Source organism: Rhizobacter sp. J219 (genome assembly GCF_024700055.1).
Classification (GTDB): Bacteria; Pseudomonadota; Gammaproteobacteria; order Burkholderiales; family Burkholderiaceae_C; genus Rhizobacter.
The window spans coordinates 5,249,242-5,274,486 of the sequence record NZ_JAJOND010000001.1 but is presented as its reverse complement, the minus strand read 5'-3'; the positions used below and the strand labels follow the sequence as shown (position 1 = coordinate 5,274,486).

Below are 25,245 nucleotides of genomic sequence, written 5' to 3'. Positions count from 1 at the left end.
CCTGCGATTGTCGCCAAGACACGCCCCCCGGCAACCGCACACACACAGCGTTACACGCCTCAGGTCCCCCGATGTCATCCAACCAACTCGACAAGAAATCACAAGCCTGGTCCGCGCTCTTCTCCGAGCCGATGAGCGAGCTGGTCAAGCGCTACACCGCCAGCGTCGACTTCGACAAGCGACTGTGGAAGGCCGACATCGCCGGCTCCCTCGCCCACGCCGAGATGCTGGCCGCGCAGGGCGTGATCGGCACACAAGACCTCGCCGACATCCAGCGCGGCATGGCGCAGATCAAGGGCGAGATCGAGGCCGGCAGCTTCGAGTGGAAGCTCGACCTCGAAGACGTGCACCTCAACATCGAAGCGCGCCTGACCACGCTGGTGGGCGACGCCGGCAAACGCCTGCACACCGGCCGCTCGCGCAACGACCAGGTCGCCACCGACGTGCGCCTGTGGCTGCGCGACGAGATCGATTCACTCGCGCCCCTGCTGGCCGACATGCAGAAGTCGCTGGTCGACGTGGCCGAGCAGAACGTCGACACCATCCTCCCCGGCTTCACCCACATGCAGGTCGCGCAGCCGGTGAGCTTTGCGCACCACCTGCTGGCCTATGTGGAGATGTTCAAGCGCGATGCCGAGCGCCTGGCCGACGTGCGCCGCCGCGTGAACCAGCTGCCGCTCGGCGCCGCCGCGCTTGCGGGCACCAGCTACCCGCTGGACCGCGAGCGTGTCGCGAAGACGCTCGGCTTCGACGGCGTCTGCCAGAACAGCCTCGATGCGGTGAGCGACCGAGACTTCGCGCTCGAGTTCACCGCGTTCGCGTCGATCGCGATGGTGCACGTGTCGCGCCTCGCGGAAGAGATCGTGCTCTGGATGAGCCAGAACTTCAGCTTCATCGACCTCGCCGACCGCTACTGCACCGGCTCGTCGATCATGCCGCAGAAGCGCAACCCCGACGTGGCCGAGCTGGCGCGCGGCAAGAGCGGCCGGGTGGTGGGCCACCTGATGGGCCTCATCACCCTGATGAAAGGCCAGCCGCTCACCTACAACAAGGACAACCAGGAAGACAAGGAGCCCTTGTTCGACACCGTCGACACGCTGCGCGACACGCTGCGCATCATGGCCGAGATGGTGGGCGGCATCACGGTCAAGAAAGAGGCGATGGAGCGTGCCGCCCTGCGCGGCTACGCCACCGCCACCGACCTTGCCGACTACTTGGTGAAGAAGGGCCTGCCCTTCCGCGACGCGCACGAGGTCGTTGCCCATGCGGTGAAGACCGCCATCGCCGAGGGCAAGGACCTTTCCGAACTGCCGCTCGCCACGCTGCAGGGCTTCAACGCCGCCATCACCGACGACGTCTTCGGCGTGCTGAGCCTCGCCGGCTCGCTCAACGCGCGCCAGGTGCTGGGCGGCACGGCGCCGGTGCAGGTGCGCGCACAGATCGCGCGGCACCGCGCCCGCCTCGGCTGAAGACACCACGGGTGTGCAGGCACCCGATCGTCCGGTAGTCTTGCCACGTGTTCATCGAAATGGCCGCTGCATCCACGGCGGCGTTTCCCGCGTAAGGCTCCCCCATGAACCGACGCCTGCACCTCGGCCGCCTGGCCACCCTGCTGACCCTGGGCCCAGCCCTCAGCGCCTGCTCGTCCGGGCTCAACGCGCTCAAGCCCTCGTCGACCTACGGCTTCACCGAAGGCGTGAGCTACGGCCCGCACCCGCGGCAGAAGCTCGACGTCTACCGCCCCACCCGCCCGGCACCGCCCGGCGGCTGGCCGGTGGTGGTGTTCTTCTACGGCGGCTCGTGGCACTGGGGCAGCCGCGCCGAGTACACCTTCGCCGGCGAAGCGCTGGCCTCGCGCGGCGTGCTCGCGCTGATCGCCGACTACCGCCTCTACCCCGACGTGCGCTACCCCGACTTCCTCGACGACAGCGCCCGGGCCACCGCCCACGCCCTGCGCGAAGCCTCACGCCTGGGCGGCAACCCGCAACGCGTCTACGTGATGGGCCACAGCGCCGGCGCCTACAACGCTGCGATGGTGGCGCTCGACGAGCGCTGGCTCAAGGCACAAGGCCACTCGCCCGCCGCGCTCGCGGGCTGGATCGGCCTGGCCGGGCCCTACGAATTCCTGCCGATCTCCAACCCGCAGGCGCAGGTGGTCTTCCACCACCCGGACTACCCGCCGGGCACGCAGCCGATCGACTACGTGCGGCCCCATGCACCGCGTGCCTTTCTCGGTGCGGCGCACGACGACCACCTGGTCAACCCGGTGCGCAACACCGAGCAGATGGCCGAGCGCCTGAAGGCCGCCGGCGCCCCGGTGCAGATGAAGCTCTACGAGGGCGTGGACCACGTGACGCTGGTGGCCTCGATGGCCTGGTCGCTGCGCTGGATGTCGACGGTGCTCGACGACGTGTCCTCGTTCATGCTGCAGGACCCGAAGACCACCACCGCGTCGAAATGACGAGAGCCGCCCGCAGGCGGCTCTCGATGCGGTGGCGAAACGCGATCAGTCGTTCGCGCCGATCAGCTCGCCGAACAGCACCCACTGCGTGCCGTTGAACTTGGCCAGCTGGCCCTGCTCCATCAGGAAGTAGTCGGTGGGCGAGGTGTTGATCGCCATGCCGGGCAGCAGCAGCGGCAGCTTGAAGTTCTTGAGGTTCGCGGCCTGCTTCATCACGTTCTCGCGCGTGAGGTCGTTGCCGCACTGCTTGAGCACCTGCACCAGGGTCTGCGCCGTCAAGTACGCGTACATGTTGCTCGCGTCCTTGGGGTCGCCTTCCTTGTAGTAGCGGCCCATGAAGGCACGCCATTCGAGCATGGCCGGGTCATCCTTCCACTGCGGGTCGTTCTGGTCCTTGTAGTACTGCAGCGTGATCAGGTCCTTCGACTTGTCGAGGCCCGCCGGCGTGAGCACCGAGCCGATCGACGCCCCCACGTTGTTGAGGATGTGCAGCGGCTTCCAGCCCGAGTCGTAGGCCTTGCGGATGGCCTGCGCCGCAAACTTCGGCGTGGTGATGTTGATGAAGGTGTCGGCACCCGAGGCCTGCAGCGTGAGGATCTGCGAATCGACCGTCGGGTCGGACACCTCGTAGGTCGCCTCCTTCACCACCATCGTGGCGGCCTTCGCGCCCAGGCCGTCTTTCACGCCCTTGAGCACGTCTTTGCCGTAGTCGTCGTTCTGGTAGAGGATCGCGACCTTGGCGTTGGGCTTGTTCTTCAGCAGCCACTTCGCGTAGATCATGCCCTCGGACTGGTAGCTGATGTTCCAGCCGATGGTCCACGGGTAGTTCTTCGGGTCACCCCACTTGGTGGCGCCGGTGGCGAGGAAGAGGTGCGGCACCTTCTTCGCATTCATGTACTTGTGGATCGCCGTGTTGGGCGCGGTGCCCAGCGTGTTGAATGTGGCGAGCACCTCTTCCTGCTCGACGAGCTTTCGGATCTGCTCCACCGTCTTGGGCGGGCTGTAGCCGTCGTCCAGGCTGATCAGGTTGATCTTGCGGCCGTTGATGCCGCCCTGCTCATTGATCATCTTGAAGTAGGCCTGGTGCAGCTTGCCGATCGTGCCGTAGGCCGAGGCGGGGCCGCTGTAGGGCTGCGATTGGCCGATCTTGATCTCGGTGTCTGAGGCGCCCGGGCTGTATTTGCCGGCCGCCACCGCGCCCACGCTGAACGCCAGCGACGCGCACGCCGCCACCCACTGCACAAGGTTGAAGGTTCTGGAGGTCATGTCGCTTCCTTTCGAAGAATGAAGACACGTTGCGCCGGCCCGGCGTTTCCCATCAACGCCTGAGGCCCGAATGAGGGTCTACTGAGTAACCCGCCCTCGTAGAAACCGAGCCCGCACGAGCCGGACGAAGCCGGCCACGCCTGTGGGCATCACGTACATGAAAACGATGAGGAACACGCCGTACAGCGCCCACGGCGCCGACTTGGAGAGCTGGTCGGCCAGGTTGGGCACGAACTGGATGAAGAGCGCGCCGTAGATCGCGCCCGAGATCGAGGCCAGCCCGCCGATCACCACGCCGATGAAGAGGCTGAACGACAGGAAGATGCCGAAGGAGTCGGGCGCGACGAACTGCACCGCGATGGCCCCGAGTGCGCCGGCAATCCCGGTGTACATGGCCGACACGCCGAAGGTGAGCGACTTGTACAGCGACGCGTTCACGCCCATCGCCCGCGCGGCGATGGGCTGGTCGCGCAAGGCCACCATCGCCCGGCCGACACGCCCGCGCAGCAGGTTCCATCCGACGAAGAAGAGCAGCACCGTCCACGCGAGGATGAAGAAGTACAGCCACTTGTCTTGCGACAGCCCGCTCCATTGCGGCGCATCGGGCTTCATGATCACGAGGCCCTGCGAGCCGCCCGTCCAGTGCTCCAGCGCCTTGTGCTTGAGGATCTGCGGCATCGCGATGCCGAGCGCGAGCGTGGCGATGGCGAGGTAGAGCCCTTCGAGCCGCAACGCCGGCAGGCCGAAGAGGAACCCCGCGACCAGGCAGACGAGGCCCGCGATCGGGATCGTCGCCCAATAGGGCATGCCGACCTTGTCCATCAGGATCGCGGCGACATACGCGCCGATGGCATAGAAGGCGCCGTGGCCGAGCGAGATCTGCCCGTTGAAGCCCATCAGCATGTTGAGCCCGAGGATCGCGATGGCGTAGCAGAGCGCGAGCGCGAACTGGAACACCCGGTAGTCGGGCAGGAAGAGCGGCACCACGATGGCCAGGGCCAGCACCAGGGCCAGCCCGATGAGCTGGTTGCGGCTGAGGGCGGGTTTGTGGAGGGTGGTCATGGTGTTTTCCTCAGACCCGCGACACATGGACCTTGCCGAACAGGCCCGACGGCTTGATCACCAGCACGGTCACGATCAGCACCAGGGCGACGGTGTGCTTGGCTTCGGTGCCCAGGTACACGCCGACCACGTTTTCCAGCACACCGACCATGAAGCCGCCGATCACCGCGCCCCACGGGTTCTCGATGCCGCCGAGCAACGCGCCGGCAAATGCGTACAACAGCACCCCACCCATCATGTTGGGTTCGAGGAAGACCACCGGCGCGATCATCATTCCGGCGATGGCGCCGATGGCCGCCGCGAGGCCCCAGCCGAGCGCGAGCATCCAGCCCACGCGCACGCCGGCCAGCCGCGCCGACACCGGGTTCTGCGCCGCCGAGCGCATGGCCAGGCCGAGCGGCGTGTAGCGGAAGAAGACGAAGAGCAGCAGCAGGAGCACGAGCGTGATGCCCATCGAGCCGATCTCGTGCGACGACATGAAGCGGTTGCCGAAGAAGGGCTGCTCGGGAAAGGGGCTCGCGAAGGGCTTGATCGTGTAGCCGAAGATCCAGCCGGCCACGCTGTTGAAGATGACGAGCAGGCCGATGAAGACCGTCACCACCGACAGCACCGGCGCGTTTTCCACCGGCCGGATGACCACCCGCTCGATCGCCACGCCGGCCAGGAAGGCGACGCCCGTCGTGAGGAAAAAGGTCACCCAGTACGGCAGCCCGGCCTGCATCAGGGCCCAGGCGAGGTAGGTGGCGAACATCGCCATCTCGCCCTGCGCGAAATTGATCTCGTGCGTGGCCTGGTAGATCATGACCAGCGCCAGCGCCATGCTGGCGTAGATCCCCCCGGTGGCCAGGCCGGAGAGCACTTGGTGGATCAGAAGGTCCATGGATTCAGTAGCCCAGGTAAGAGCGGCGCACCGACTCGTCGTTGCGGATCGATTCCGAGGTGCCCGAGATCACGACGCGGCCGGTCTCCAGCAGGTAGGCGTGGTCGGCGAGCTTGAGCGCGAGCGAGGCGTTCTGCTCGACCAGCAGCATGCTGATGCGGTCGGACTCGTTGATGGCCTTGAAGATGGCGAAGAGCTCCTGCACCACCAGCGGCGCGAGGCCGAACGAGGGTTCGTCGAGCAGCAACAGACGCGGTCGCAGCATCAGCGCCCGCGACACCGCGAGCATCTGCTGCTCGCCGCCCGAGAGCGTGCCGGCCTGCTGCCTGCGGCGCTCCTTCAGGCGCGGGAAGTAGGTGTACATGCGCTCGTAGTCGAGCGCGACCTCGGCCTTGTCGCGGCGGGTGTAGGCGCCGATGCGCAGGTTCTCTTCCACGCTGAAGTTGAGGAAGGTACCGCGGCCGTCTGGCACGTGGGCCACCCCCATGCGCACGATGCTCTCGGTGGCACGGCCGTCGATGCGCTCGCCACCGAGCAGCACCTCGCCCTGCATCTTCACCATGCCGCACACCGCACGCAGCGTGGTGGTCTTGCCGGCCCCGTTGGCGCCGAGGATGGTGGTGATGCCGCCGGCCTTCACGTCAAAGTCGAGCCCGTGCAGCACCTTGGTCTGGCCGTATTGCGCGTGCAGGCCGCGCACCTGGAGGATGGCTTGGTCGGCGCTCATGCAGCCTCCGCGCCGAGATAGGCCCTGATCACTTCTGCATCGGCCTGCACTTCGGCCGGCGTGCCATCGGCGATCTTGCGGCCGAAGTTGAGCGCGACCACCTGGTCGGACACCCGCATCACGAGGTTCATGTGGTGCTCCACCAGCAGGATGGTGAGCTTGAGTTCGCTGCGGATGCGCCGCAGCAGCTCCATCAGCGCGCCCACCTCTTCATGGTTCAGGCCACCGGCCGGCTCATCGAGCAGCAGCAGCTTGGGCTGGGTGATCAGGGCCCGCGCGAACTCCACGCGCTTTTGCGTGCCGAAGGGCAGGTCGGCCACCACTGTCTCGGCCACGGGCCCCAGTTCGAGCAGCTCGATCACCTGCTCCACATGCTCGCGCAGGCGCTGCTCTTCGCGGCGCACGCTGGGCAGGCGAAAGGCGTTCGACAGGTAGCCGGTGCGCGTGCGACTGTGGCCGCCGAGCATGACGTTCTGGCGCACGCTCATCGTGCGGAAGAGCGCCAGGTTCTGGAAGGTGCGGCCGATGCCCATCTCGGCGATGCCGTGCGATGGCACCTCGGTCAGCGAGCGGCCCTCGAAGGCAATGCGCCCTTCGCTGAACTCGTAGAGCCGCGAGAGGCAGTTGAACAGAGTTGTCTTGCCGGCCCCGTTGGGGCCGATCAGGCCGACGATCTTTCCGGCCTCGACCTGGAAGGAGACCTTGTCCAAAGCCGTGATGCCACCGAAGCGAACCGTGACGTCGCTAACGTCCAGAAGCGGTGGTGTGGTGCGCGCGTCGATTCGAAGTCTCCCCATCACTGCGGCGCAGGTTCTGCATCGCAAAACCGCGCTCCGCGTTCCGCCCTTCAGATCGAAGGCGTGCGCAATTTAGTGTGGAGTCTTCCTCGGCGCGAGGGGGGGTCTTTCCCGTAAGGGAGGGCCCAGGGAGTTGTTTTCCTAGGCCGTGATTCCGAGGGGTGGAATGAAACACAGGTGCGTGGATGGCGGGACTGCCCTCCACGCGGCGCGCTCAGTGGGCTTCGTCCCAGTTGGGCCCCACACCCACTTCGGCGAGCAGCGGCACCTTGAGCTGCGCCACGCCGGCCATCAGGCGCGGCACTTCGCTCCTCACCCAGTCGAGCTCGGCCTCGGGCACTTCGAACACGAGTTCGTCATGCACCTGCATCACCATCAGCGTTCGCTTTTGCTGCTCGTCGAGCGCGGCCTGCACCGCGATCATCGCGAGCTTCACCAGGTCGGCTGCCGTGCCCTGCATCGGCGCGTTGATCGCCTGTCGTTCGGCGCCGGCCTTGCGCGGGCCGCTGCCGCCGTTGATCTCGGGCAGGTAGATGCGGCGGCCGAAGAGCGTCTCGACATAACCTTTCGCGCGCGCGGACTCCTTGGTCTCGTCCATGTAGCGCTTCACGCCCGGGTAGCGGGTGAAGTAGCGGTCGATGTATTGCGTGGCCGCCGCACGCTCGATGCCGAGGCTTGCCGCCAGGCCGAAAGCGCCCATGCCGTAGATGAGGCCGAAGTTGATGGTCTTGGCGTAGCGGCGCTGTTCGCTCGTCACCGCCTCGGGGGCGATGCCGAAGACCTCGCTCGCGGTGGCGCGGTGCACGTCCATGCCTTCGGCGAAGGCTTTCAGCAGGTTCTCGTCGCCGGAGATGTCGGCCATGATGCGCAGCTCGATCTGCGAGTAATCGGCGCTCACGATCACGTGCCCGGCCGGGGCGATGAAGGCCTCGCGCACGCGCCGGCCTTCGGCCGTGCGGATGGGGATGTTCTGCAGGTTGGGGTCGTTGCTGGAAAGGCGCCCCGTCACCGCCACCGCCTGCGCATAGTTGGTGTGCACGCGCCCGGTGCGCGGGTTGACCATCAGCGGCAGCTTGTCGGTGTAAGTGCCCTTCAACTTCGACAGCGAGCGGTGCTCCAGCAGCTTGGCCGGCAGCGGGTAGTCCTCGGCCAGTTTGTCGAGCACCTCTTCGTCGGTGCTCGGCGAGCCGCTGGCGGTCTTCTTGATGACCGGCAGGCCGAGCTTTCCGAAGAGGATCTCGCCGATCTGCTTGGGGCTGCCCATGTTGAAGGGCTGGCCGGCGAGCTCGTGCGCCTCGCGTTCGAGCTGCAGCATGCGCTCGCCCAGCTGCTGGCTCTGCTGCGCGAGCCGCGCCGGGTCGATCAGCACGCCGTTGCGTTCGATGCGCTGCAGGATGTGCGTGACCGGCATCTCGATCTTCTCGTAGACGAAGCGCAGCCCCTTGTCGGCCTCGACCTGCGGCCACAGGGTCTGGTGCACCTGCAGCGTCATCTCGCTGTCTTCGCACGAGTACTCGGCGGCACGCTCGATGTCGACCTGTGCGAACGGAATCTGGTGCGCGCCCTTGCCGCACACGTCTTCGTAGCTCAGGCCGGCACGGCCCAGGTGGCGCTGCGCCAGGCTGTCGAGGCTGTGCGGCTTGTGGGCTTCGAGCACATAGCTTTGCAGCAGCGTGTCGTGCACGTAGCCGCGCACGGTGATGCCGGCGTTGGCGAACACGTGGCTGTCGTACTTGAGGTTCTGGCCGAGCTTGGGCGCGTCGGCGTTTTCGAGCCAGGGCTTGAGGCGCGCCAGCACCATCTCGATCGGCAATTGGTCGGGGGCGCCCGCATAGCTGTGGCGCAGCGGGATGTAGGCCGCTTCTCCCGGGCTCACGCTGAGCGAGATGCCGACGATGCGCGCGGCCATCGGGTCGAGCGAGTCGGTCTCGGTGTCGATGGCGGCGAGCGGCGCCGATTCCACCTTGTCGGCCCACAGCTCCAGCGCGTCCGGCGTGAGCACCGTGGTGTAGCTGCGGTTGATGGCATGGTTCGCGAGCATCGGCGTCGGGTTGTCGAGCACCACCGGCGCTTCGGCTGCTGCGGTGCCTGCCCCAAGCGCCGCTTCTAGTTCACGTTTCCAGGTCTTGAACCCGTAGCGGTTGTAGAACTCGAGCAGCGCCTCGCGGTCGATCGGCTTCAGCGCCAGCGACCCGAGCGCCGGCCATCCGGGCACATGCTCGGCGAAGTCGCAATCGGTCTTCACCGTGACGAGCTTGCGGCCCATGGGCAGCCAGTCCAGGGCCTTGCGCAGGTTCTCGCCCGCCACGCCCTTCACCTTGTCGGCCGCCTGCATCACGCCGTCGAGCGAGCCGTACTCGGCGATCCACTTGGCCGCGGTCTTGGGGCCGACCTTCTCGACGCCGGGCACGTTGTCGACCGCATCGCCCATCAGCGTGAGGTAGTCGACGATGCGCTCGGGCGGCACGCCGAACTTCTCGGTCACGCCGGCCACGTCGAGCTTCTCGTTGCTCATGGTGTTGATGAGCGTCACGTGCTCGTTGACGAGTTGGGCCAGGTCCTTGTCGCCGGTGGAGATGATGACCTTCTGCCCCGCCTTCGCGGCCAGGCAGGAGAGCGTGCCGATCACGTCGTCGGCCTCCACGCCTTCGACCATCATCACCGGCCAGCCCAGCAGCTTCACCACTTCATGGATGGGCTCGATCTGCTGCACCAGCGGCTCGGGCATCGGCGAGCGCTGCGCCTTGTACTCGGGGTACCAGTCGTCGCGGAAGGTCTTGCCCGGCGCGTCGAAGACGCACACTGCGTGCGACGGTTTCACGTCCTGCACCGCCTTCTTCATCATCGCCACCATGCCGTGCAGTGCACCGGTCGGAAAGCCGTTCGGCCCACGCAGGTCGGGCAGCGCGTGGTAGGCGCGGTAGAGGTAGCTGGAGCCATCGACCAGCAGCAGCGGGCCGTCGTTCAGGAGGGGGGCGTCGTTCATGGCGCGGATTGTCGGGGAAGCGCATGGCCGCATCACCCGTGCGGGTGGTTCCCCCGTCAGCGGGCTGGTCGGGCCAGAGGCTGGGCCCTAGCCTGCACGCCTCGTCCACCTGCCCGTGCCTGCCATGTCTGTCTTTTCCTCACGCCGCCGGCGCTTCCTGCTGGCCCTCGGCTTCCTGCCGTGGCTGCCCGCCACCACCCATGCGGGCGGCCGCCCGCTGATGCTCGCCAACGTGTACCGCGGGGGCCTGACGCTGACCGACCACTGGGTGAGCGAAAAGTACGACGGCGTGCGCGCGTACTGGGACGGGCAGAAGCTGTGGACACGCCACGGCCACCGCATCGCCGCGCCGACCTGGTTCACCCGCGACTGGCCGACACAGCCGCTCGACGGCGAGCTGTGGGCCGGGCGCGGCCGCTTCACCAACGTCAGCAGTGCAGCCGCGAGAGACACGGCCGATGACGACACCTGGCGCCAGCTGCGCTACATGGTGTTCGACCTCCCCGATCATCCCGGCCGCTTCGACGAGCGCCTGCCCGCGCTGGCCACCCTGCTAGCCCGCCACGCATCGCCCAGCCTGCAGGCCGTGCCTCACCACCGGCTGGCCGACGAGGCGGCCCTGCAAGCCCTGCTGCGCGAGACCGTGCGCGCCGGCGGCGAAGGCCTGATGCTTCGCCGCGGCGACGCCCCCTACCGCGGAGAGCGCAGCGACGACCTGCTCAAGCTCAAGCAGCACCTCGACGCCGAAGCCACGGTGGTCGGCCACCTGCCCGGCAAGGGCAGGTACGAAGGCGTGGTCGGTGCGCTGCTCGTGGAAACGCCGCAAGGCTTGCGCTTCAAGCTGGGAAGCGGGCTGCGTGACACCGACCGCCATTCGCCACCGCCCGTCGGCACGCGGGTCACCTACCGCTACCTCGACCTGCATCCCAACGGCGCACCACGCTTTGCGAGCTTCGTCAGGGTGCGGGTGGACTGAAACGAATCCTTCATCAGCGTGCATCGCATTTGCAATACACTGGCTCCATGAAATCTGCCACGCTGCCCTCCGTCCGCATCGAAGCCGCCCTGCGCGAAGAGATCGAGCAGGCCCTCAACGAGGGCGAAAGCCTGTCGGCGTTTGTCGAAACCTCCGTGCGCGAGAGCCTGCGCCGCCGCCTCGACCAGTCGGAGTTCGTCAAGCGCGGCATCGCATCGCTTCAATCGGCCAGGAAGAGCGGCAAGACCATCAGCGCAGACACCGCGCTGCGCAAGCTCGAAGACCGCCTCGACAAGGCCAAAGCCGCCCGAGCCCGCAAGGGCCGCACGGCAGGATGACGTACGACGTCAGGCTGACGCCGGAAGCGCTGAGCGACCTGGAGCGCTTGTTCGAGTTCGTGCTGGAGCGCGAGCTGGCGCGAGGCGAAGAAGGCGACCTCACCCTGGCGGAAGAGGCCTTGTCGGCCATCAAGGCCGGCATCCAATTGCTCGCGCGCTTTCCGTTTACCTGCCGCAAGGCGGCACAGAGTCCCTTCCTGCGCGAGTTGGTGATTCCCTTCGGCGCGACGGGCTACGTCGCGCTGTTCGAGGTAGTGGATGACAAGACCGTCGTGATCGGCGCCGTCCGGCATCAGCGCGAAGACGACTACCACTGAGGCGCCGTCAGCCCGGGCGCCGCTCGACCAACTTCGGCACCACTGCCAGCACCCCAAGCGCCAGCACCGTGCTCAGCACCGCCGTCATCTCGCGCCCGAGCCCGCAGGCGATGCCGATGGCGGCCGTCATCCACACGCCGGCGGCGGTGGTGAGTCCCAGCACGTTCTCTTCGCTCCGGTTCTTGATGATCGCGCCGGCGCCGAGGAAGCCGATGCCGGCGACCACACCCTGGATCACGCGGCTCATGTCGTCGATCTCCATGCCGCCCTGCTGCGGCACCAGCACGAAGAGCGCCGCGCCCATCGCCACCAGCATGTGGGTGCGGATGCCGGCCGCCTTGCCCTGCTGCTCGCGCTCGTAGCCGAGGATGCCGCCCAGCACGGCCGCCAGCAGAAGGCGCAGCAGGATGCGCGTGATCTGCTCCGCATCGACGGCGTCGGAGAACTCGGCGGCGATGGTGTCGAGGATGCGGGTCCACATCGTCAGCGTTCCTTGTCGGCAGGTCGTTCAGGCAACGACGAGGCGATTGCGCCCCGCCTGCTTGGCAGCATAGAGCGCCTGGTCGGCGCGGGCGATGACCTCGTCGAGCGTGGTGGCGTCGTCCTTCAACTCGGCGACCCCGGCGCTGAAGGTCAGCTCGAAGCCCAGCTTGGGGTTCACGTCGCGCACGATGGCGGCGCGCAGGCGCTGGTCGACGGCCTGGGCGGCGGCCACGTCAGACATCGGCAGCAGCACGCAGAACTCTTCGCCGCCATAGCGCCCCACCAGGTCGGGCTGGCGCACGACGAGCTGCAGCGCGTCGGCAAACAGCGTGAGGGCCCGATCACCGGCCTGGTGGCCGCGGCTGTCGTTGATGCGCTTGAAGAAGTCGATGTCGAGCATCAGCACCACGAGACCACGACCATGACGGCGCGCCAGGTTGAAGTGCGTCAACGCGCGCTCCATCCAGTGGCGACGGTTGAGCACGCCGGTCAGCCCGTCGGTGGTGGCCAGACGCTTGAGTTCCTGCTCGGCCTCGTCGCGATGGGCCAGCAGGAACGCCAGCGTGCCCGCCATCACGCTCGCATTGCTGACGATGAGCCCCACGATGTTGACCCAGTGCGGCGACTCGAACCGCGGGTAGCTCTCGGGCGCAACGACCACCAGCACGGCCCGGCATGCCACCAGCGCGCCGGTGGCCACCAACGCCAGGCCGGCCAGCCATCGCCAGCGCCAGCTGCCTTCCGAGCCCGGGCGCAACAGCAACCACGAAAGCCACAGCATCTGCAGCCCGATGGCCGCGTTGACCACGAGGATGCGCGCCATGAAGTTGTAGAACAGCAGCCAATGCAGCACCGCCGTCACCACCGGCACGCCGACCACCCACGGCATGGATGCCGGCTGGCGCAGGTAGTTCTTGGCGGCCAGGTACACGAAGCTGAAACCCGCCACCAGCGCAGCCGACCCCAGCGTCGCCAGCTCGCGCGGCCAGCCCCGGTAGGCCGCCACGAGGCAGGCCCAGGCCACTGCCTGCAGCACCAGCGCCACGTTCCACAGCCGCATGCCGGTACGCGCCTTCCAGCCCACGCCCAGCAGCAACGCGCCCACGATGAGCGTGAGGTTGATGAACATCGAAGCGAAAAGGGTCAGGGCGTCAAGCTTCATCGTGGGCGGCAGTCGGAACGGGCTGGCATCGGCGGGCGATTCTGCACCCCCTGCCTACAATCCAGCCATGACCTCCCGCACCCCGGCTTGATCGACCGATGGCCGTCTTCACCGAAGTCCCCCACGCCGATGCCGCCGCGCTGATCGCCCGACTGGGCATCGGCGAACTCAGTGCCCTGAAGGGCATTGCCTCCGGCATCGAGAACACCAATTACTTCGCCGACACGACGAACGGCCGCTACGTGCTCACGCTCTTCGAGCGCCTGACGCGCGAGCAGTTGCCCTTCTACCTGCACCTGATGAAGCACCTCGCGCAGCACGGCGTGCCGGTGCCCGACCCGCAGGCCGACGAGACCGGCGAGATCCTGCACACGCTCTGCGGCAAGCCAGCCGCCGTGGTCAACCGGCTCGAGGGCAGCCACCAGCTCGCCCCCGACATCAGCCACTGCGAAAGCGTGGGCGCCATGCTCGCCCGCATGCACCTCGCCGGCGCCGACTACCCGCGCCACCAGCCGAACCTGCGCGGCCTGGCTTGGTGGGCCGAGACCATCCCTGTGGTCGTGCCGCACCTCACGCCGGCGCAGCGCACGCTGATCGAGAGCGAGCTGGCGTACCAGCAGCAGGTGGCGGCGTCACCCGCCTACGCCGCGCTGCCCAAGGGCCCGATCCACGCCGACCTCTTCCGCGACAACGTGATGTTCGTCGGCCACCAGCTGACCGGCTTCTTCGACTTCTATTTCGCCGGCGTCGACACCTTCCTGTTCGACGTGGCGGTCTGCCTGAACGACTGGTGCACCGACCTGGAAAGCGGCCGCCTCGTCGAAGAGCGCGCCCTGGCCTTCGTCGGCGCCTACGACGCGGTGCGCCGCCTCAGCTCCGGCGAGCGCCGCCTGATGCCGGCCCTGCTGCGCGCGGCGGCGCTGCGCTTCTGGGTCTCGCGCCTGTGGGACTTCCACCTGCCGCGCGACGCCTCCATGCTCAAGCCGCACGATCCCACGCATTTCGAGCGCGTGCTGAGCCATCGGGTGGCCGAGCCCTGGCACCCGGCCGTCGTCTGAAATCGAGCCCATGAAACTCCTTACCGTTCCCGCCAGCCGCGGCGCCCAGTGGGTGCTGCTCGGGCTGCGCGCCTTCGCTTCGCGGCCGATGCTCTACATGAGCCTGATCGGCATGTGGATGCTGCTGGCCATCGTGGTGCAGCTGATCCCCCTCCTGGGCACCATCGTCATGTGGGCGGCGCTGCCCCTGGTCACGCTCGGTTTCATGCTCACCACCCAGCAGGTGCTGCAGGGCGCGCCGCCGAGCCTGCAGGTCTTCGTGGCCCCGCTGCAGGGCGACCCGCGCCGGCGGCGCACGCTGTGGCAGCTGGGCGCGATCTACGCGCTGGTGATGGTGGTGGTGATCGGCGGCTTTGCGCTCATCGTCGGCAACGACGTCGTGATGCCCACGCCGCCACCGCCCGGCTCCAACGCACCGCCGCCGGCGCTCGACCCGCGCCTGCAGACCGGCCTGCTGTGGATCGGTGGCACGACGGTGCTGCTGAGCGTGCCCTTCTGGTACGCGCCCGCCCTGGTGCACTGGGGCGGCCACTCCGCTGGCCAGGCCCTCTTTTCAAGCGTGGTGGCGGTGTGGCGCAACAAGGGCGCCTTCATCGTCTACGCGCTGACCAACGCCGCGGCGGTGCTGCTGGTGGCGCTGGCCGCGTCGCTGCTGATCGGCCTCCTGGGCGCTTCGAGCCAGCAGACGGCCATGGCCCTGATGGTGCCGGTGGCCTTCCTGATGATGGCCGTCTTCTACGCCTCGCTGTACTTCACCTACGCCGACTGCTTCGGCCCGCCCACCGCTTCGGAGCCCACCGCATGATGAAGATCGCCCTCGTGACAGGCGCCGGCACCGGCATCGGCAAAGCCTCGGCCCTGGCCCTGCTGCGCGCGGGCTACGGCGTGGTGCTGGCCGGGCGGCGGGCCGAGCTGCTCGACAAGGCCATCGCCGACGCAGGCGACCTCGGCGCCCACGCGCTGGCCGTGCCCGCCAACGTGGCCGACCCGGCCTCGGTGAAGGCCCTCTTCGCCGCCGCCTTCGCCCGCTTCGGCCGCCTCGACCTGCTCTTCAACAACGCCGGCGGCGGCACGCCGCCGGTCCCGCTCGAAGACCTCACCTACGAGCAGTGGAAGAACACGGTCGACGTGAACCTCACCGGCGCCTTCCTCTGCACGCAAGAAGCATTCAGGATCATGAAGGCGCAAGACCCGCGCGGCGGCCGCATCATCAACAACGGCTCCATCTCGGCGCATGCCCCGCGCCCGTTCACCGCCCCCTACACCGCCACCAAGCACGCGATCACCGGCCTCACCAAGTCGACCTCGCTCGACGGCCGTGCGTACGACATCGCCTGCGGCCAGATCGACATCGGCAACGCCGCCACCGAGATGACCGAGCGCATGGCGCGCGGCATCCTGCAGCCCAATGGGCAGATGATGGTCGAGCCGCGCATGGACGTGCAGCTCGTGGCCGACGCCGTGGTGCACATGGCCTCGCTGCCGCTGGAAGCCAACGTGCAGTTCATGACGATCATGGCCACCAAGATGCCTTACGTCGGCCGCGGCTGAAAACGCCCGGGTCGTGAGAAGCGGCACGGCAGCCCCTGCCGTGCTGAGAACTGACTATTCCCACCCGGGGAGCTGACGCCTAGAGTGAGCGTATGCGCGTCCTCTTCTGCACCACCCCGGGCGAAGGCCATGTGCGGGCCCTGTTGCCGCTGCTGCAGGCCCTGCACGCACGTGGCCACGGCGTGGCCTGGGCCGGCGCCGCCGAGACGCACGCGCTGGTGCCGGTGCACCTGCCGGTGCCCTGTTTCGACGTGGGGCCGAGCTGGCAGTCGGCGCGTTTCCGCCTCTTCGGGCGCTGGCCCGAGCTTTCAGCCGCCCGCGGCACCGACGCGGCTGCGCGCATCTTTCCAAAGCTCTATGGCGCGGTGATCGCCACCCGCATGCTGGCCCCGCTGCAGGCCGCCCTCCAGGCCTTCAAGCCCGACCTCGTGATCGGCGAAAACGCCGCACTGGCCGTGCCGCTGGCGGCGCAGGTGGCCGGCGTGCCGCATGTGACCCAGGGCTTCGGCATGCCGCTGCCCGCCCACCGGGTGGAAGAGGCGGTGTCCCACCTCGCCAGCCACTGGCGGCGGCTCACCGGCGAGCCACCACCCCCCGACGCCGGCCTGTACCGCCACCTCTACCTCGACATCTGCCCGCCGAGCCTGCAGCCCGAGCCGCTGCCGGCCAGCCTGCCCGCCCATGCGCTGCAGCCGGGGGATGCCGCGACCACGCCACCCGTGGCGCTGTCGCAGCTGTTGCCGGGTGCGCTCGCGACCCACGACGACCTGCCGCTCGTCTACCTGAGCCTAGGCACCATGCTCAACCGCCCCGAGCTGCTGCGCACCGTGCTGGCGGCCCTGTCGGGCCTGCCGCTGCGCGTGGTGGTGGCCACCGGCCCCGACGTCGAGCCCGAGCAGCTCGCCCCGCTGCCGCCCCTGATGCACGCGCAGCGCTACGTGTCGCAGGCCGAGCTGCTGCCGCACTGCCAGCTCGTCATCTCGCACGGCGGCGCCGGCACCGTCTACGCCGCCGCCGCGCACGGCCTGCCGCAACTCGCGCTGCCGCAGATGGCCGACCAGTTCGTCAACACCGCCGCGCTGGAGCACAGCAGCGCCGGCATGGTGCTGCTGGGTGCCGAGCAGAACCTCTACGCCATCCGCCATGCGGTGCAGCAGCTCCTGAGCGAGCCCGGCTTCCGCAGCACCGCCGCGCGGCTGGCGCACGAGATCGCACAGATGCCGAGCGCCGACGAGGTCGCGCAGCAGCTCGAACGCTGGATCGAGGACGGCCAGCAGGTGCCGCTGCCGCCGCGGCCGGTGGGCTTCAAGCAGCCCGCGTAGCCGTCAAGAAGCCAAGGAGAAGCCGGCAACCGACTTCGCCATGCGCGCCAGCGCCTGATCCATCAGTGCCGCGAAATCGCGCGCCGCCGGCGACAGGTGCTGCCAGTGGCGGAACGCCCAGCCGATCGACACCGCCGGCAGGTCGACGATCGGGATCGCCTTCACCGTGCCGGTCTTCGCGAAGTTGTGCGCATGCACCGCCGGCACGATGGCGTGCCCGAGGCCCAGCTCGACGAAGACCTTGGCGGTGTCGAAATCGTCGAACACGATCTCGGCCTTGAGGTCGAGCCCACGCTCCTGGGCCGCCTGCTCGATCGCACTCTGGTGCGTGGTGCCGCCCGACAGCCCCAGGTAGCGGATGCCGGCGAGATCGGCCACGTGGAGGCGCCGCTTCGACGCCAGTGCATCGTCAATCGCGGCCAGCAGGAAGAGCTGCTGCTGCGCCACCGTGCGCACGCGGATGCCACGCGCCGGCTCGCCGATCGTGATGAAACCGAGGTCGGCCTGCGCGAGGCGCAGGATCTCGAAGCAGCGCCGGGTCGAGCCCGCGGGCAGGAAGCGCAGGTTCACGCCCGGATGCTTCTTTCGGAACTTCACGATCGCATCCATCATGAAATGGCGCACCGTGGTGCCGCCGGTGGTGATGCTGAGCGTGGCGGCTTCGCCGTGCTGCAGCGCGCGGATGCGCTGCAGGCCCACCTCGATCGCGTCCAGCCCTTCGAGCGCGAAGTCTTTCAGCACCCGCCCGGCCGCCGTGGGCGCCACGCCGCGCGCATGGCGGTCGAAGAGCTTCACACCCAGCTCGGCTTCGAGCCGCGCAATGTGCTGGCTCACCGCCGACTGCGTGCGCTTCAGGTCGCGCGCGAGTGAACTCAGGCTGCCCGCTTCACAGGCGGCGACGAGGATGCGCAGGTCTTCCAGGGTCATGGCGAGACATTAGCTGAAGCTAAGAAGATTGCGGCAAATCTTAGCGTTGACTGCCATCTGGCCGGGTGGCAAGGTGCGCCCCGTCTCCACTCCTGCTTCACCCGCCGTGAAGCCCATGCCATGAAGACGATCCGACTCAGCACCCGCGACATCGTCGCGATGAAAGCCCGCGGCGAACGGGTGGCCGCCCTTACCTGCTACGACTACACCTCGGCCCAGATGCTCGACGCGGCCAACGTGCCGCTGCTGCTGGTGGGCGACACGCTGGGCATGGTGGTGCAGGGCGAAGACACCACGCTGCCGGTCACGCTCGACCAGGTCATCTACCACGCGCGGCTCGTCGTGCGCGGCACGCAGCGCGCGCTGGTGGTGGGCGACATGCCCTTCATGAGCTACCAGGCCTCGGCCGACGACGCGGTACGCAACGCCGGGCGGCTGATGGCAGAAGGCCGCGTGGGCGCCGTCAAGCTCGAAGGCGGCGCCGAGATCGCGCCGCTGGTGCAGCGCATGGTCAAGAGCGGCGTGCCGGTGTGCGGGCATCTCGGCTTCACGCCGCAGTCGGTGCACGCACTCGGCGGCGCGCGGGTGCAGGCCAAGGAGCCCACGGCAGCCGTGTCATTGCTCGAAGACGCGCTCGCACTGCAGGCGGCCGGCGCCTTCGCGGTGGTGCTGGAGCTGGTGCCGGCCACCGTGGCGGAAGAGGTGTCGAAACGCCTCACCATCCCCACGATCGGCATCGGCTCGGGGCCGCGCTGCGATGGCGAGATCCAGGTCTTCCACGACCTGTTCGGCCTCTACACCGACTTCCAGCCGCGCCACACGCGCCGCTACCTCAACGTGGCGCAAGACATCGCAGCGGCCGCCAAGCGCTACGTCGCCGACGTGGGCGCGCGCCAGTTCCCGGGGCCGGAGCAGACCTCCGACCTCACGCCCGCCTCGAAAGACAGCTTCAAGTCGCTGCTGGCGACGCACTGAGCGCGCGCAGCACCACGCCTTGTTCCAGCAGGGCCCGCTGCAAGGCCGGCACGTTCACGTCTCTCGGCAACACCCCTTGCTGCACCGCCAGTGCCGCCGCCACGCCGGCGGCCTGGCCGGTCACCCAGCACTGCGGGATCTCGCGCATGAAGCCATGCGAGGCCGGGTCGCACGACACATGGCGCCCGCAGGCGAGCAACCCGTCGAGCGACTGCGGCACCAAGGCACCGTAGGGAATCGAGATGCTCGGGAACTTGGGCGACACCGAGGGCGACACGCCGATCTCGTCGACCAGGGCCGCGCCGAGCGGCCACTGCGAGCGCAGCACACTCGCCACGCCCTTCAGCCGCCGCGCATGCCGCACGCCGATCTGCGGCGCACTCTGCAGCAGGTAGGCCTGCTCGAAGCCCGGCGCATGCGCGCGGTAGTGGGCCAGGTGTTGCGCCATCGCGCGCCGCGAGCGCACCTCGACGGCGGTGAGGTCGTCGACGTCGAGCGCCGAGTAGCCCGACTGCCGCGGCCCGAGGAACAGCGCGATGTCGTCGCGCCATGAGACGAACGGCTTGTCGAACAGACCACACGCCTCGCGCCCGCTCTGCATGAAGGCCGCATAACGCTCCGGCTCGCCGGTGCGAAATGCGATCCAGCGTTTCATGTCGACGCCGCCGAAGAGCCAGGCGGTGTTCATGCAGTGGTGGATGTCTTCGGCGTCGATGTCGCTGTCGAAGGCCGCGCCGGCGCGGGCAAACAGATCGCCATCGCCAGTCGCATCGATCACCACGTCGGCAAGGATGGCCATGCGGCCTTCCTTGCTCTCGAAGGTGACGCCGCGCACCCGGTTGTCGTCCACCAGCGGGTCGGCGGCCCACGCGTGGTAGATGAGCTTCACGCCGCGCTCGATGAGCAGCTCCTGCGAGAGGCTTTTCAGCCGCTCCGGGTCGAGCGTGGGCGACCAGGTGACGATGCCGTGAAACGCCGCCGTTCGCGGCGCCCAGTGCGCGGCGTGCGCCGCGTCGGCCGAACCCCATTCCTCGTGCGGCGGCCCGGCCACCGCTTCGGCCGGCAGGCGCGCGAACACCTCGTCGGCAAAGCCGCGGATCACCGGCACGCCGGCCCAGTCTGTCATGCGGTCGATCCAGATCACGAGCCCGCCGGTCGACAGGCCGCCGAGGTGGTTGTAGCGCTCCATCAGCACCACGTCGGCCCCCTGGCGTGCCGCACACGCTGCTGCTGCCGTGCCCGACGGGCCACCCCCGACCACCAGCACCTGGCAGCGGCGGTACACGGGCAACTGGCGTGCCGCTTCGGCTACGTGGCCGTGGTCGCCGCGGGGCTCGCGCGCACTGCTGCGCGCAAACACCTCGGAGGTCATGATGCGTTCGTCGGTGGGGGTGCGTTCGGCCATGCGGCGAATCTACCCCGCCCAAAAAAGAGCCGCGGGAAACCGCGGCCCAACGCTCTCATGCTCTTGGTTCTTCGGCGGGGATGTCAGTTCCCCACGCGCCCTCCATCGTTCGGGCGGCACAGGCGCGGCAGCATAGGACGCAGGCATGAACGATGCGTGACAGCGGCGCGACAGCCGCGTGACCCGGCCGGGATTGCGGGGATACTCGCCCCACCCAGGGGCCTCACGGACAGGAGATCGACTCGATGAGCAATATCCACTTCATCGGTGGTGAAAAAGGCGGTGTCGGCAAATCGCTGCTGGCCCGCGTGCTGGCGCAGTACATGATCGACAAGCAGCTGCCCTTCCTCGGCTTCGACACCGATCGCTCGCACGGCGCGCTGATGCGCTTCTATGCGGGCTATGCCTCGCCGGTGGTGGTCGACCGCTACGAAGCCCTCGACTCGATCGTCGAGGCCACGGTGGACCAACCGCAGCGCCGCATCCTCGTCGACCTGGCCGCCCAGACGCACGAGCCGCTGGTCAAGTGGATGGACGACTCCGGCGTGCTCAACCTCGTCGACGAGATGGGCTCCAGCATCCACTACTGGCACGTGATGGATACCGGCAAGGACTCCGTCGACCTGCTCAAGCGGCTGCTCGACCGCTTTGGCCCCGCGCTCAAGTACGTGCTGGTGCGCAACCACGTGCGCGGCAGCGACTTCCATGTGCTCGAACAGTCGGGCGAACAGTCGCGCGCCATGTCGCTCGGCGCGCAGATCGTGACCATGCGCAAGCTCCACGACACCGTCATCAACAAGATCGACGCCACCAGCAGCAGCTTCTGGAAGGCCAAGACGCCGCAGGAAAGCGAAGGCCCCAACAGCCTCGGCCTGATGGAGCGCCAGCGCCTGAAGATGTGGATGCGCGACATCTACCGCGAGACTCGACGAGATCGAGGTGTGAGCGGCATCATGAAGACCGACAAGTAGGCGCTGAAGGCCTCTCGAGGCCGGCTTCCGAAACACCCGCCCGGGGACCCGAGCGGGTGTTTTTCTTTCTAAGGTACCCGCCCAAGTCGATCGCCGCCCGCTCTGCAGAACAGCCTTTCAAAACTGTTGCTCGTGTGCACAGCGTCACGTCCAGGAGGGCTCGCCCGCGTGCGATGCCCGCACGGCCACGCCTAGACTGCGGCGCACCAGAAGCGGCATGTCAGCCGCACACACGATGGAGACGACACATGCATCAGGTTCGACGGATTCCTTCTTTCCTCGCCCCGCTGCTGGGCGCTGCCGCGCTGGCCTTCAGCGCCTTCACCGCACAGGCCGCCAATGAGGTGGTCATCGGCCAGGTGGTGCCGCTCACTGGCGTGATCGCCGGCACCGGCGACGAATACTCGGCTGGCGCCGCCGCCTACTTCGCCACCGTCAACGCCAAGGGCGGCGTCTACGGCCGCAAGATCCGGGTGGTGCAGAAGGATGACGCATACAAGCCCGACGCCACCGTCGCCGCCACGAAAGAGATCCTGGAGAAAGACAACCCGGTGGCCCTCTTCGGCTACGTGGGCACGGCCAACATCGGCGCGCTCAACAAGAACAACATCCTCACCGACAACAAGATCGCCCTGCTCGCGCCCTACACCGGCGCCGAAGAGCTGCGCGTGCCGCCGAACCCCTACCTCTTCCACATCCGCGCCAGCTACACCGACGAGACGGCCAAGATGGTGGAGCACCTGCACACGCTGGGCCTGCGCAAGTTCGCGGTCTTCTACCAGAACGACGGCTTCGGCAAGGGTGGCCTGATCGGCGCGGAGCGCGCGCTGGAGAAGCTCAACCTGAAGGCCGTGGCCACCGGCCACTACGACCGCACCAAGCCCGACGACATCGACGCCGCCGCCCGTGCCATCGGCGACGCCAAGCCCGACGCGGTGATCATGGTCGCGGTGAACCGTGCCTCGTCGGCCCTCATCAAGAAGCTGCGCGACAGCGGCAACCGAGCCCGCCTCTTCAGCATCTCGGTGGTCAACTTCAAGGAGCTCCTGAAGAACACCGGCGACGAGCTGGCCCGTGGCGTGGGCATCTCGCAGGTGATGCCCTTCCCCTACAACATGGCCTCGCCGGTGCCGGTGGTGCGCGAGTTCCATGCGGCCATGAAGCAGCACCAGCCGACCAAGACCATCTCCTACGCCAGCATGGAAGGCTTCATCGCCGCCAAGGTGCTGGTCGAGGCAGTGAAGCGCTCGCGCGCCGACCCGAGCCGCGAGCGCGTGCTGCAACAGCTCGCCGACATGCGCGACTACGACGTCGGCGGCTTCAAGGTCAACTTCGGCGGCGACAACCGCGTGGGCTCGCGCTTCGTCGAGGTCACCGTGATCGGCAGCGGCGGGCGCCTGCTGCGCTGAGTACACGCCAACCGCCCAGCCCAGGCGCAGCCCCGTTGGACGGGGGCATGCGCCCCGCGCGTCACATCGACGTCATGGAGTCGTCGCAACACCGACACTGAATCGTCATCGAGCACTTCCATCATCCCGGCCGAGTTCAGGGAGGCGCAAGCACTGAACGAATTCGACCCTTGAAGGAACACTGATGACTTTCGATAGCGACGACATTCCCACCAATGCGTCCGGCAACACCCATTTCAACGACATCGCGGCGCAGGTGCGCTCGCGCCGTGGCTTCCTGAAGGCGGGCCTGGCGGTCGGCGCGGTCGGCTTCCTCGGCGGCGGCCTGTCGGCCTGCGGCGGCGGTGACAACGACACCCCCGCGCCGGTGATGCTCGGCTTCAGCGCCGTCGCCACCAACAGCGGCGACACCATCACCGTGCCCACCGGCTACCGCTCGGCCGTGTTCTGCCGCTGGGGCGACCCGCTCTTCCCCAACTCGCCCGCCTGGCGCGGCGATGCCGGCGAAGACAGCGAAGCCCAGCGCCTGCAGTTCGGCGACAACCATGACGGGATGCACTTCTTCCCGATCAACGGCAGCAGCACCGAAGGCCTGCTCGTGATGAACCACGAGTACATCAACGACGAGTTCTTCTACACGCCCGACATCCGCTCCGGCGCCACACCCTGGTCGCTGGACCACGTGCGCAAGGGCCAGCATGGCCACGGCGTGTCGGTCGCCCACGTGCGCCTGGTCAACGGCGCCTGGCAGGTGGTGATTCCCTCGGCCTACAACCGCCGCATCCACGCCAACACGCCGATGGTCATCACCGGCCCGGCCAAGGGCCACTCCCTGATGCGCACCAGCGCTGACCCGGCCGGCGAGGTGGTGCTGGGCACGCTCAACAACTGCGGCAACGGCTTCACGCTGTGGGGCACCTACCTCACCTGCGAAGAAAACTTCAACGGCTACTTCGGCACGACCGCCGGCGCCGACACGCGCAACGCCAACCAGCGCCGCTACGGCATCCCGGCCGCGCAGTCGGGCTATCGCTGGGAACTGCACGATCGCCGCTTCGACTACGCCGCCGAGCCCAACGAGAGCAACCGCATGGGCTGGATCGTCGAGATCGACCCGTTCGATCCCTCGTCCGCGCCAAAGAAGCGCACCGCCCTCGGCCGCATCAAGCATGAGAACGCCGCGCAGACCCTGGCCGCCGACAAGCGCGTGGTGGTCTACATGGGCGACGACCAGGCCAACGACTACGTCTACAAGTTCGTCTCCGACGGCCGCTACGACCCGGCCACGCCGCAGCTCAACCGCAACCTGCTCGAGACCGGCACGCTCTACGTCGCGCGTTTCAGCGCCGGTGCCACCGCCAACGACATGATGGGCACGGGCACCTGGATTCCGCTCACGCTCACGACCCCGCGTACCGCCGGTGGCACGCTGGCCGACCTGTACCCCGACATGGGCACCCTGCTGGTCAACACCCGCCTTGCAGCCGATGCGGTGGGCGCCACGCCGATGGACCGTCCCGAGTGGGTGACGGTGCACCCGAGCACCGGCGAGGTCTACCTCACGCTGACCAACAACAGCGGCCGCACTGTCGCCGATGAAGCCAACCCGCGCACGAGCAACATCTACGGCCAGATCGTGCGTTGGCGCGAAGCCGGCAACGACGCCGCCGCCATCACCTTCGAGTGGGACCTCTTCGTGCTCGCCGGCAACCCGGCCCACCCGGCCGGCGGCCTGCAGGCGGGCTCGTCGAACATCAACGCCAACAACCTGTTCAACAGCCCCGACGGCCTCGCCTTCGACGCCCAGGGCCGGCTGTGGATCCAGACCGACGGCAACTTCTCGAACACCGGCAACTACGCCGGCATGGGCAACAACCAGATGCTGGTGGCCGACCCGCAAACCCGCGAGATCCGGCGATTCCTCGTCGGCCCGTCGGGCTGCGAGATCACCGGCATCACCTGGACGCCCGACCAGAAGTACCTGTTCGTGAACGTGCAGCACCCGGGTGAGTACGGCAACCACCCGCGCCGCCCGGCGGCCACGCCCGAGGCCGACCCGCTCGCGTTCTCGCAGTGGCCCGAAGCGGCGGGCGGTCGCCCGCGTGCGGCCACGGTCGTGATCTGGAAGGAAAACGGCGGGGTGGTCGGCACCTGATCGCGCTGACCGCGCTG

The 25,245-nt window shown here is 68.1% G+C and carries 23 protein-coding genes; 13 read left to right on the top strand and 10 right to left on the bottom strand.

Annotated elements, in window-relative coordinates; translation table 11 throughout:
- The first annotated feature begins 71 nt into the window (after positions 1-71).
- Positions 72-1,469 carry an argininosuccinate lyase gene (gene argH, locus LRS03_RS25165; RefSeq protein ID WP_257828991.1) on the top strand — a complete coding sequence of 466 codons (1,398 nt, stop codon included), beginning with the start codon at positions 72-74 and terminating at the stop codon, positions 1,467-1,469.
- A gap of 104 nt (positions 1,470-1,573) precedes the next feature.
- Positions 1,574-2,461 (top strand): alpha/beta hydrolase, encoded by an 888-nt coding sequence (locus tag LRS03_RS25160; protein ID WP_257828990.1) that lies wholly within the window; start codon positions 1,574-1,576, stop codon positions 2,459-2,461.
- Positions 2,462-2,506: 45 nt separating this feature from the next.
- Here the strand turns inward: LRS03_RS25160 and LRS03_RS25155 are convergent, their stop codons facing one another.
- The 6 genes from LRS03_RS25155 to polA all read right to left on the bottom strand — a co-directional run bounded on the left by LRS03_RS25155 (position 2,507) and on the right by polA (position 10,179).
- Positions 2,507-3,727 carry an ABC transporter substrate-binding protein gene (locus LRS03_RS25155; protein WP_257828988.1) on the bottom strand — a complete coding sequence of 407 codons (1,221 nt, stop codon included), beginning with the start codon at positions 3,725-3,727 and terminating at the stop codon, positions 2,507-2,509.
- A gap of 78 nt (positions 3,728-3,805) precedes the next feature.
- Positions 3,806-4,789, bottom strand: a complete 984-nt coding sequence (locus LRS03_RS25150) for a branched-chain amino acid ABC transporter permease (RefSeq protein ID WP_257828987.1) — start codon at positions 4,787-4,789, stop codon at positions 3,806-3,808.
- A 10-nt stretch (positions 4,790-4,799) separates the two neighbouring features.
- Positions 4,800-5,669 carry a branched-chain amino acid ABC transporter permease gene (locus LRS03_RS25145; RefSeq protein ID WP_257828986.1) on the bottom strand — a complete coding sequence of 290 codons (870 nt, stop codon included), beginning with the start codon at positions 5,667-5,669 and terminating at the stop codon, positions 4,800-4,802.
- A 4-nt stretch (positions 5,670-5,673) separates the two neighbouring features.
- On the bottom strand, positions 5,674-6,396 hold the full coding sequence (locus LRS03_RS25140; RefSeq protein ID WP_257828984.1) for an ABC transporter ATP-binding protein: 723 nt from the start codon (positions 6,394-6,396) through the stop codon (positions 5,674-5,676).
- Positions 6,393-7,193, bottom strand: coding sequence for an ABC transporter ATP-binding protein (locus tag LRS03_RS25135; protein ID WP_257828982.1), 801 nt, complete (start codon positions 7,191-7,193; stop codon positions 6,393-6,395). The genes LRS03_RS25140 and LRS03_RS25135 overlap by 4 nt, the downstream gene beginning before the upstream one ends.
- Positions 7,194-7,407: 214 nt before the next feature.
- Positions 7,408-10,179: a DNA polymerase I gene (polA, locus tag LRS03_RS25130; protein ID WP_257828981.1), complete on the bottom strand. Its 2,772-nt coding sequence runs from the start codon at positions 10,177-10,179 to the stop codon at positions 7,408-7,410.
- A gap of 124 nt (positions 10,180-10,303) precedes the next feature.
- Here polA and LRS03_RS25125 point away from each other — a divergent pair, with 124 nt between their 5' ends.
- From LRS03_RS25125 to LRS03_RS25115, 3 genes are read left to right on the top strand one after another with little or no spacing between them, the layout of a single operon-like run.
- Positions 10,304-11,155 (top strand): DNA ligase, encoded by an 852-nt coding sequence (locus LRS03_RS25125; protein ID WP_257828979.1) that lies wholly within the window; start codon positions 10,304-10,306, stop codon positions 11,153-11,155.
- 47 nt (positions 11,156-11,202) lie between these two features.
- Complete coding sequence (locus LRS03_RS25120; RefSeq protein ID WP_257828977.1) at positions 11,203-11,493, top strand: YlcI/YnfO family protein; 291 nt, start codon at positions 11,203-11,205, stop codon at positions 11,491-11,493.
- Positions 11,490-11,810 carry a type II toxin-antitoxin system RelE/ParE family toxin gene (locus tag LRS03_RS25115; RefSeq protein WP_257828976.1) on the top strand — a complete coding sequence of 107 codons (321 nt, stop codon included), beginning with the start codon at positions 11,490-11,492 and terminating at the stop codon, positions 11,808-11,810. Before LRS03_RS25120 ends, LRS03_RS25115 begins: the two co-directional genes overlap by 4 nt.
- Positions 11,811-11,817: 7 nt before the next feature.
- On the opposite strand, the gene LRS03_RS25110 is transcribed toward LRS03_RS25115, so the two are convergent.
- Entirely contained in the window at positions 11,818-12,291 is a 474-nt protein-coding gene (locus LRS03_RS25110) for an MgtC/SapB family protein (protein WP_257828975.1), read from the bottom strand.
- Positions 12,292-12,318: 27 nt separating this feature from the next.
- Positions 12,319-13,455, bottom strand: coding sequence for a GGDEF domain-containing protein (locus LRS03_RS25105; protein WP_257828974.1), 1,137 nt, complete (start codon positions 13,453-13,455; stop codon positions 12,319-12,321).
- Between the two features lie 98 nt (positions 13,456-13,553).
- Between LRS03_RS25105 and LRS03_RS25100 the strand changes: the two genes are divergently transcribed.
- The 4 genes from LRS03_RS25100 to LRS03_RS25085 all read left to right on the top strand — a co-directional run bounded on the left by LRS03_RS25100 (position 13,554) and on the right by LRS03_RS25085 (position 17,386).
- Entirely contained in the window at positions 13,554-14,513 is a 960-nt protein-coding gene (locus LRS03_RS25100) for a homoserine kinase (RefSeq protein ID WP_257828973.1), read from the top strand.
- Between the two features lie 10 nt (positions 14,514-14,523).
- Positions 14,524-15,318 (top strand): BPSS1780 family membrane protein, encoded by a 795-nt coding sequence (locus LRS03_RS25095; protein WP_257828972.1) that lies wholly within the window; start codon positions 14,524-14,526, stop codon positions 15,316-15,318.
- Positions 15,315-16,064, top strand: a complete 750-nt coding sequence (locus LRS03_RS25090) for an SDR family oxidoreductase (protein ID WP_257828971.1) — start codon at positions 15,315-15,317, stop codon at positions 16,062-16,064. Before LRS03_RS25095 ends, LRS03_RS25090 begins: the two co-directional genes overlap by 4 nt.
- 92 nt (positions 16,065-16,156) lie before the next feature.
- A complete protein-coding gene (locus LRS03_RS25085; RefSeq protein WP_257828970.1) occupies positions 16,157-17,386 on the top strand; it encodes a glycosyltransferase in 1,230 nt (409 codons plus the stop codon).
- 3 nt (positions 17,387-17,389) lie between these two features.
- Here the strand turns inward: LRS03_RS25085 and LRS03_RS25080 are convergent, their stop codons facing one another.
- Complete coding sequence (locus LRS03_RS25080) at positions 17,390-18,313, bottom strand: LysR family transcriptional regulator (protein WP_257828969.1); 924 nt, start codon at positions 18,311-18,313, stop codon at positions 17,390-17,392.
- Positions 18,314-18,433: 120 nt separating this feature from the next.
- On the opposite strand from LRS03_RS25080, the gene panB reads away from it, so the two are divergent.
- On the top strand, positions 18,434-19,288 hold the full coding sequence (gene panB / locus LRS03_RS25075; protein WP_257828968.1) for a 3-methyl-2-oxobutanoate hydroxymethyltransferase: 855 nt from the start codon (positions 18,434-18,436) through the stop codon (positions 19,286-19,288).
- On the opposite strand, the gene LRS03_RS25070 is transcribed toward panB, so the two are convergent.
- On the bottom strand, positions 19,263-20,693 hold the full coding sequence (locus LRS03_RS25070; RefSeq protein ID WP_257828967.1) for an FAD-dependent oxidoreductase: 1,431 nt from the start codon (positions 20,691-20,693) through the stop codon (positions 19,263-19,265). The two genes, panB and LRS03_RS25070, sit on opposite strands and share 26 nt — an antisense overlap.
- Before the next feature lie 245 nt (positions 20,694-20,938).
- Here LRS03_RS25070 and LRS03_RS25065 point away from each other — a divergent pair, with 245 nt between their 5' ends.
- The 3 genes from LRS03_RS25065 to LRS03_RS25055 all read left to right on the top strand — a co-directional run bounded on the left by LRS03_RS25065 (position 20,939) and on the right by LRS03_RS25055 (position 25,228).
- A complete protein-coding gene (locus tag LRS03_RS25065; RefSeq protein WP_257828966.1) occupies positions 20,939-21,664 on the top strand; it encodes a P-loop NTPase family protein in 726 nt (241 codons plus the stop codon).
- Between the two features lie 248 nt (positions 21,665-21,912).
- Positions 21,913-23,073, top strand: coding sequence for an ABC transporter substrate-binding protein (locus LRS03_RS25060; RefSeq protein ID WP_257828965.1), 1,161 nt, complete (start codon positions 21,913-21,915; stop codon positions 23,071-23,073).
- A 184-nt stretch (positions 23,074-23,257) separates the two neighbouring features.
- Positions 23,258-25,228 (top strand): PhoX family protein, encoded by a 1,971-nt coding sequence (locus tag LRS03_RS25055; protein WP_257828964.1) that lies wholly within the window; start codon positions 23,258-23,260, stop codon positions 25,226-25,228.
- The last annotated feature ends 17 nt before the right edge of the window (positions 25,229-25,245 follow it).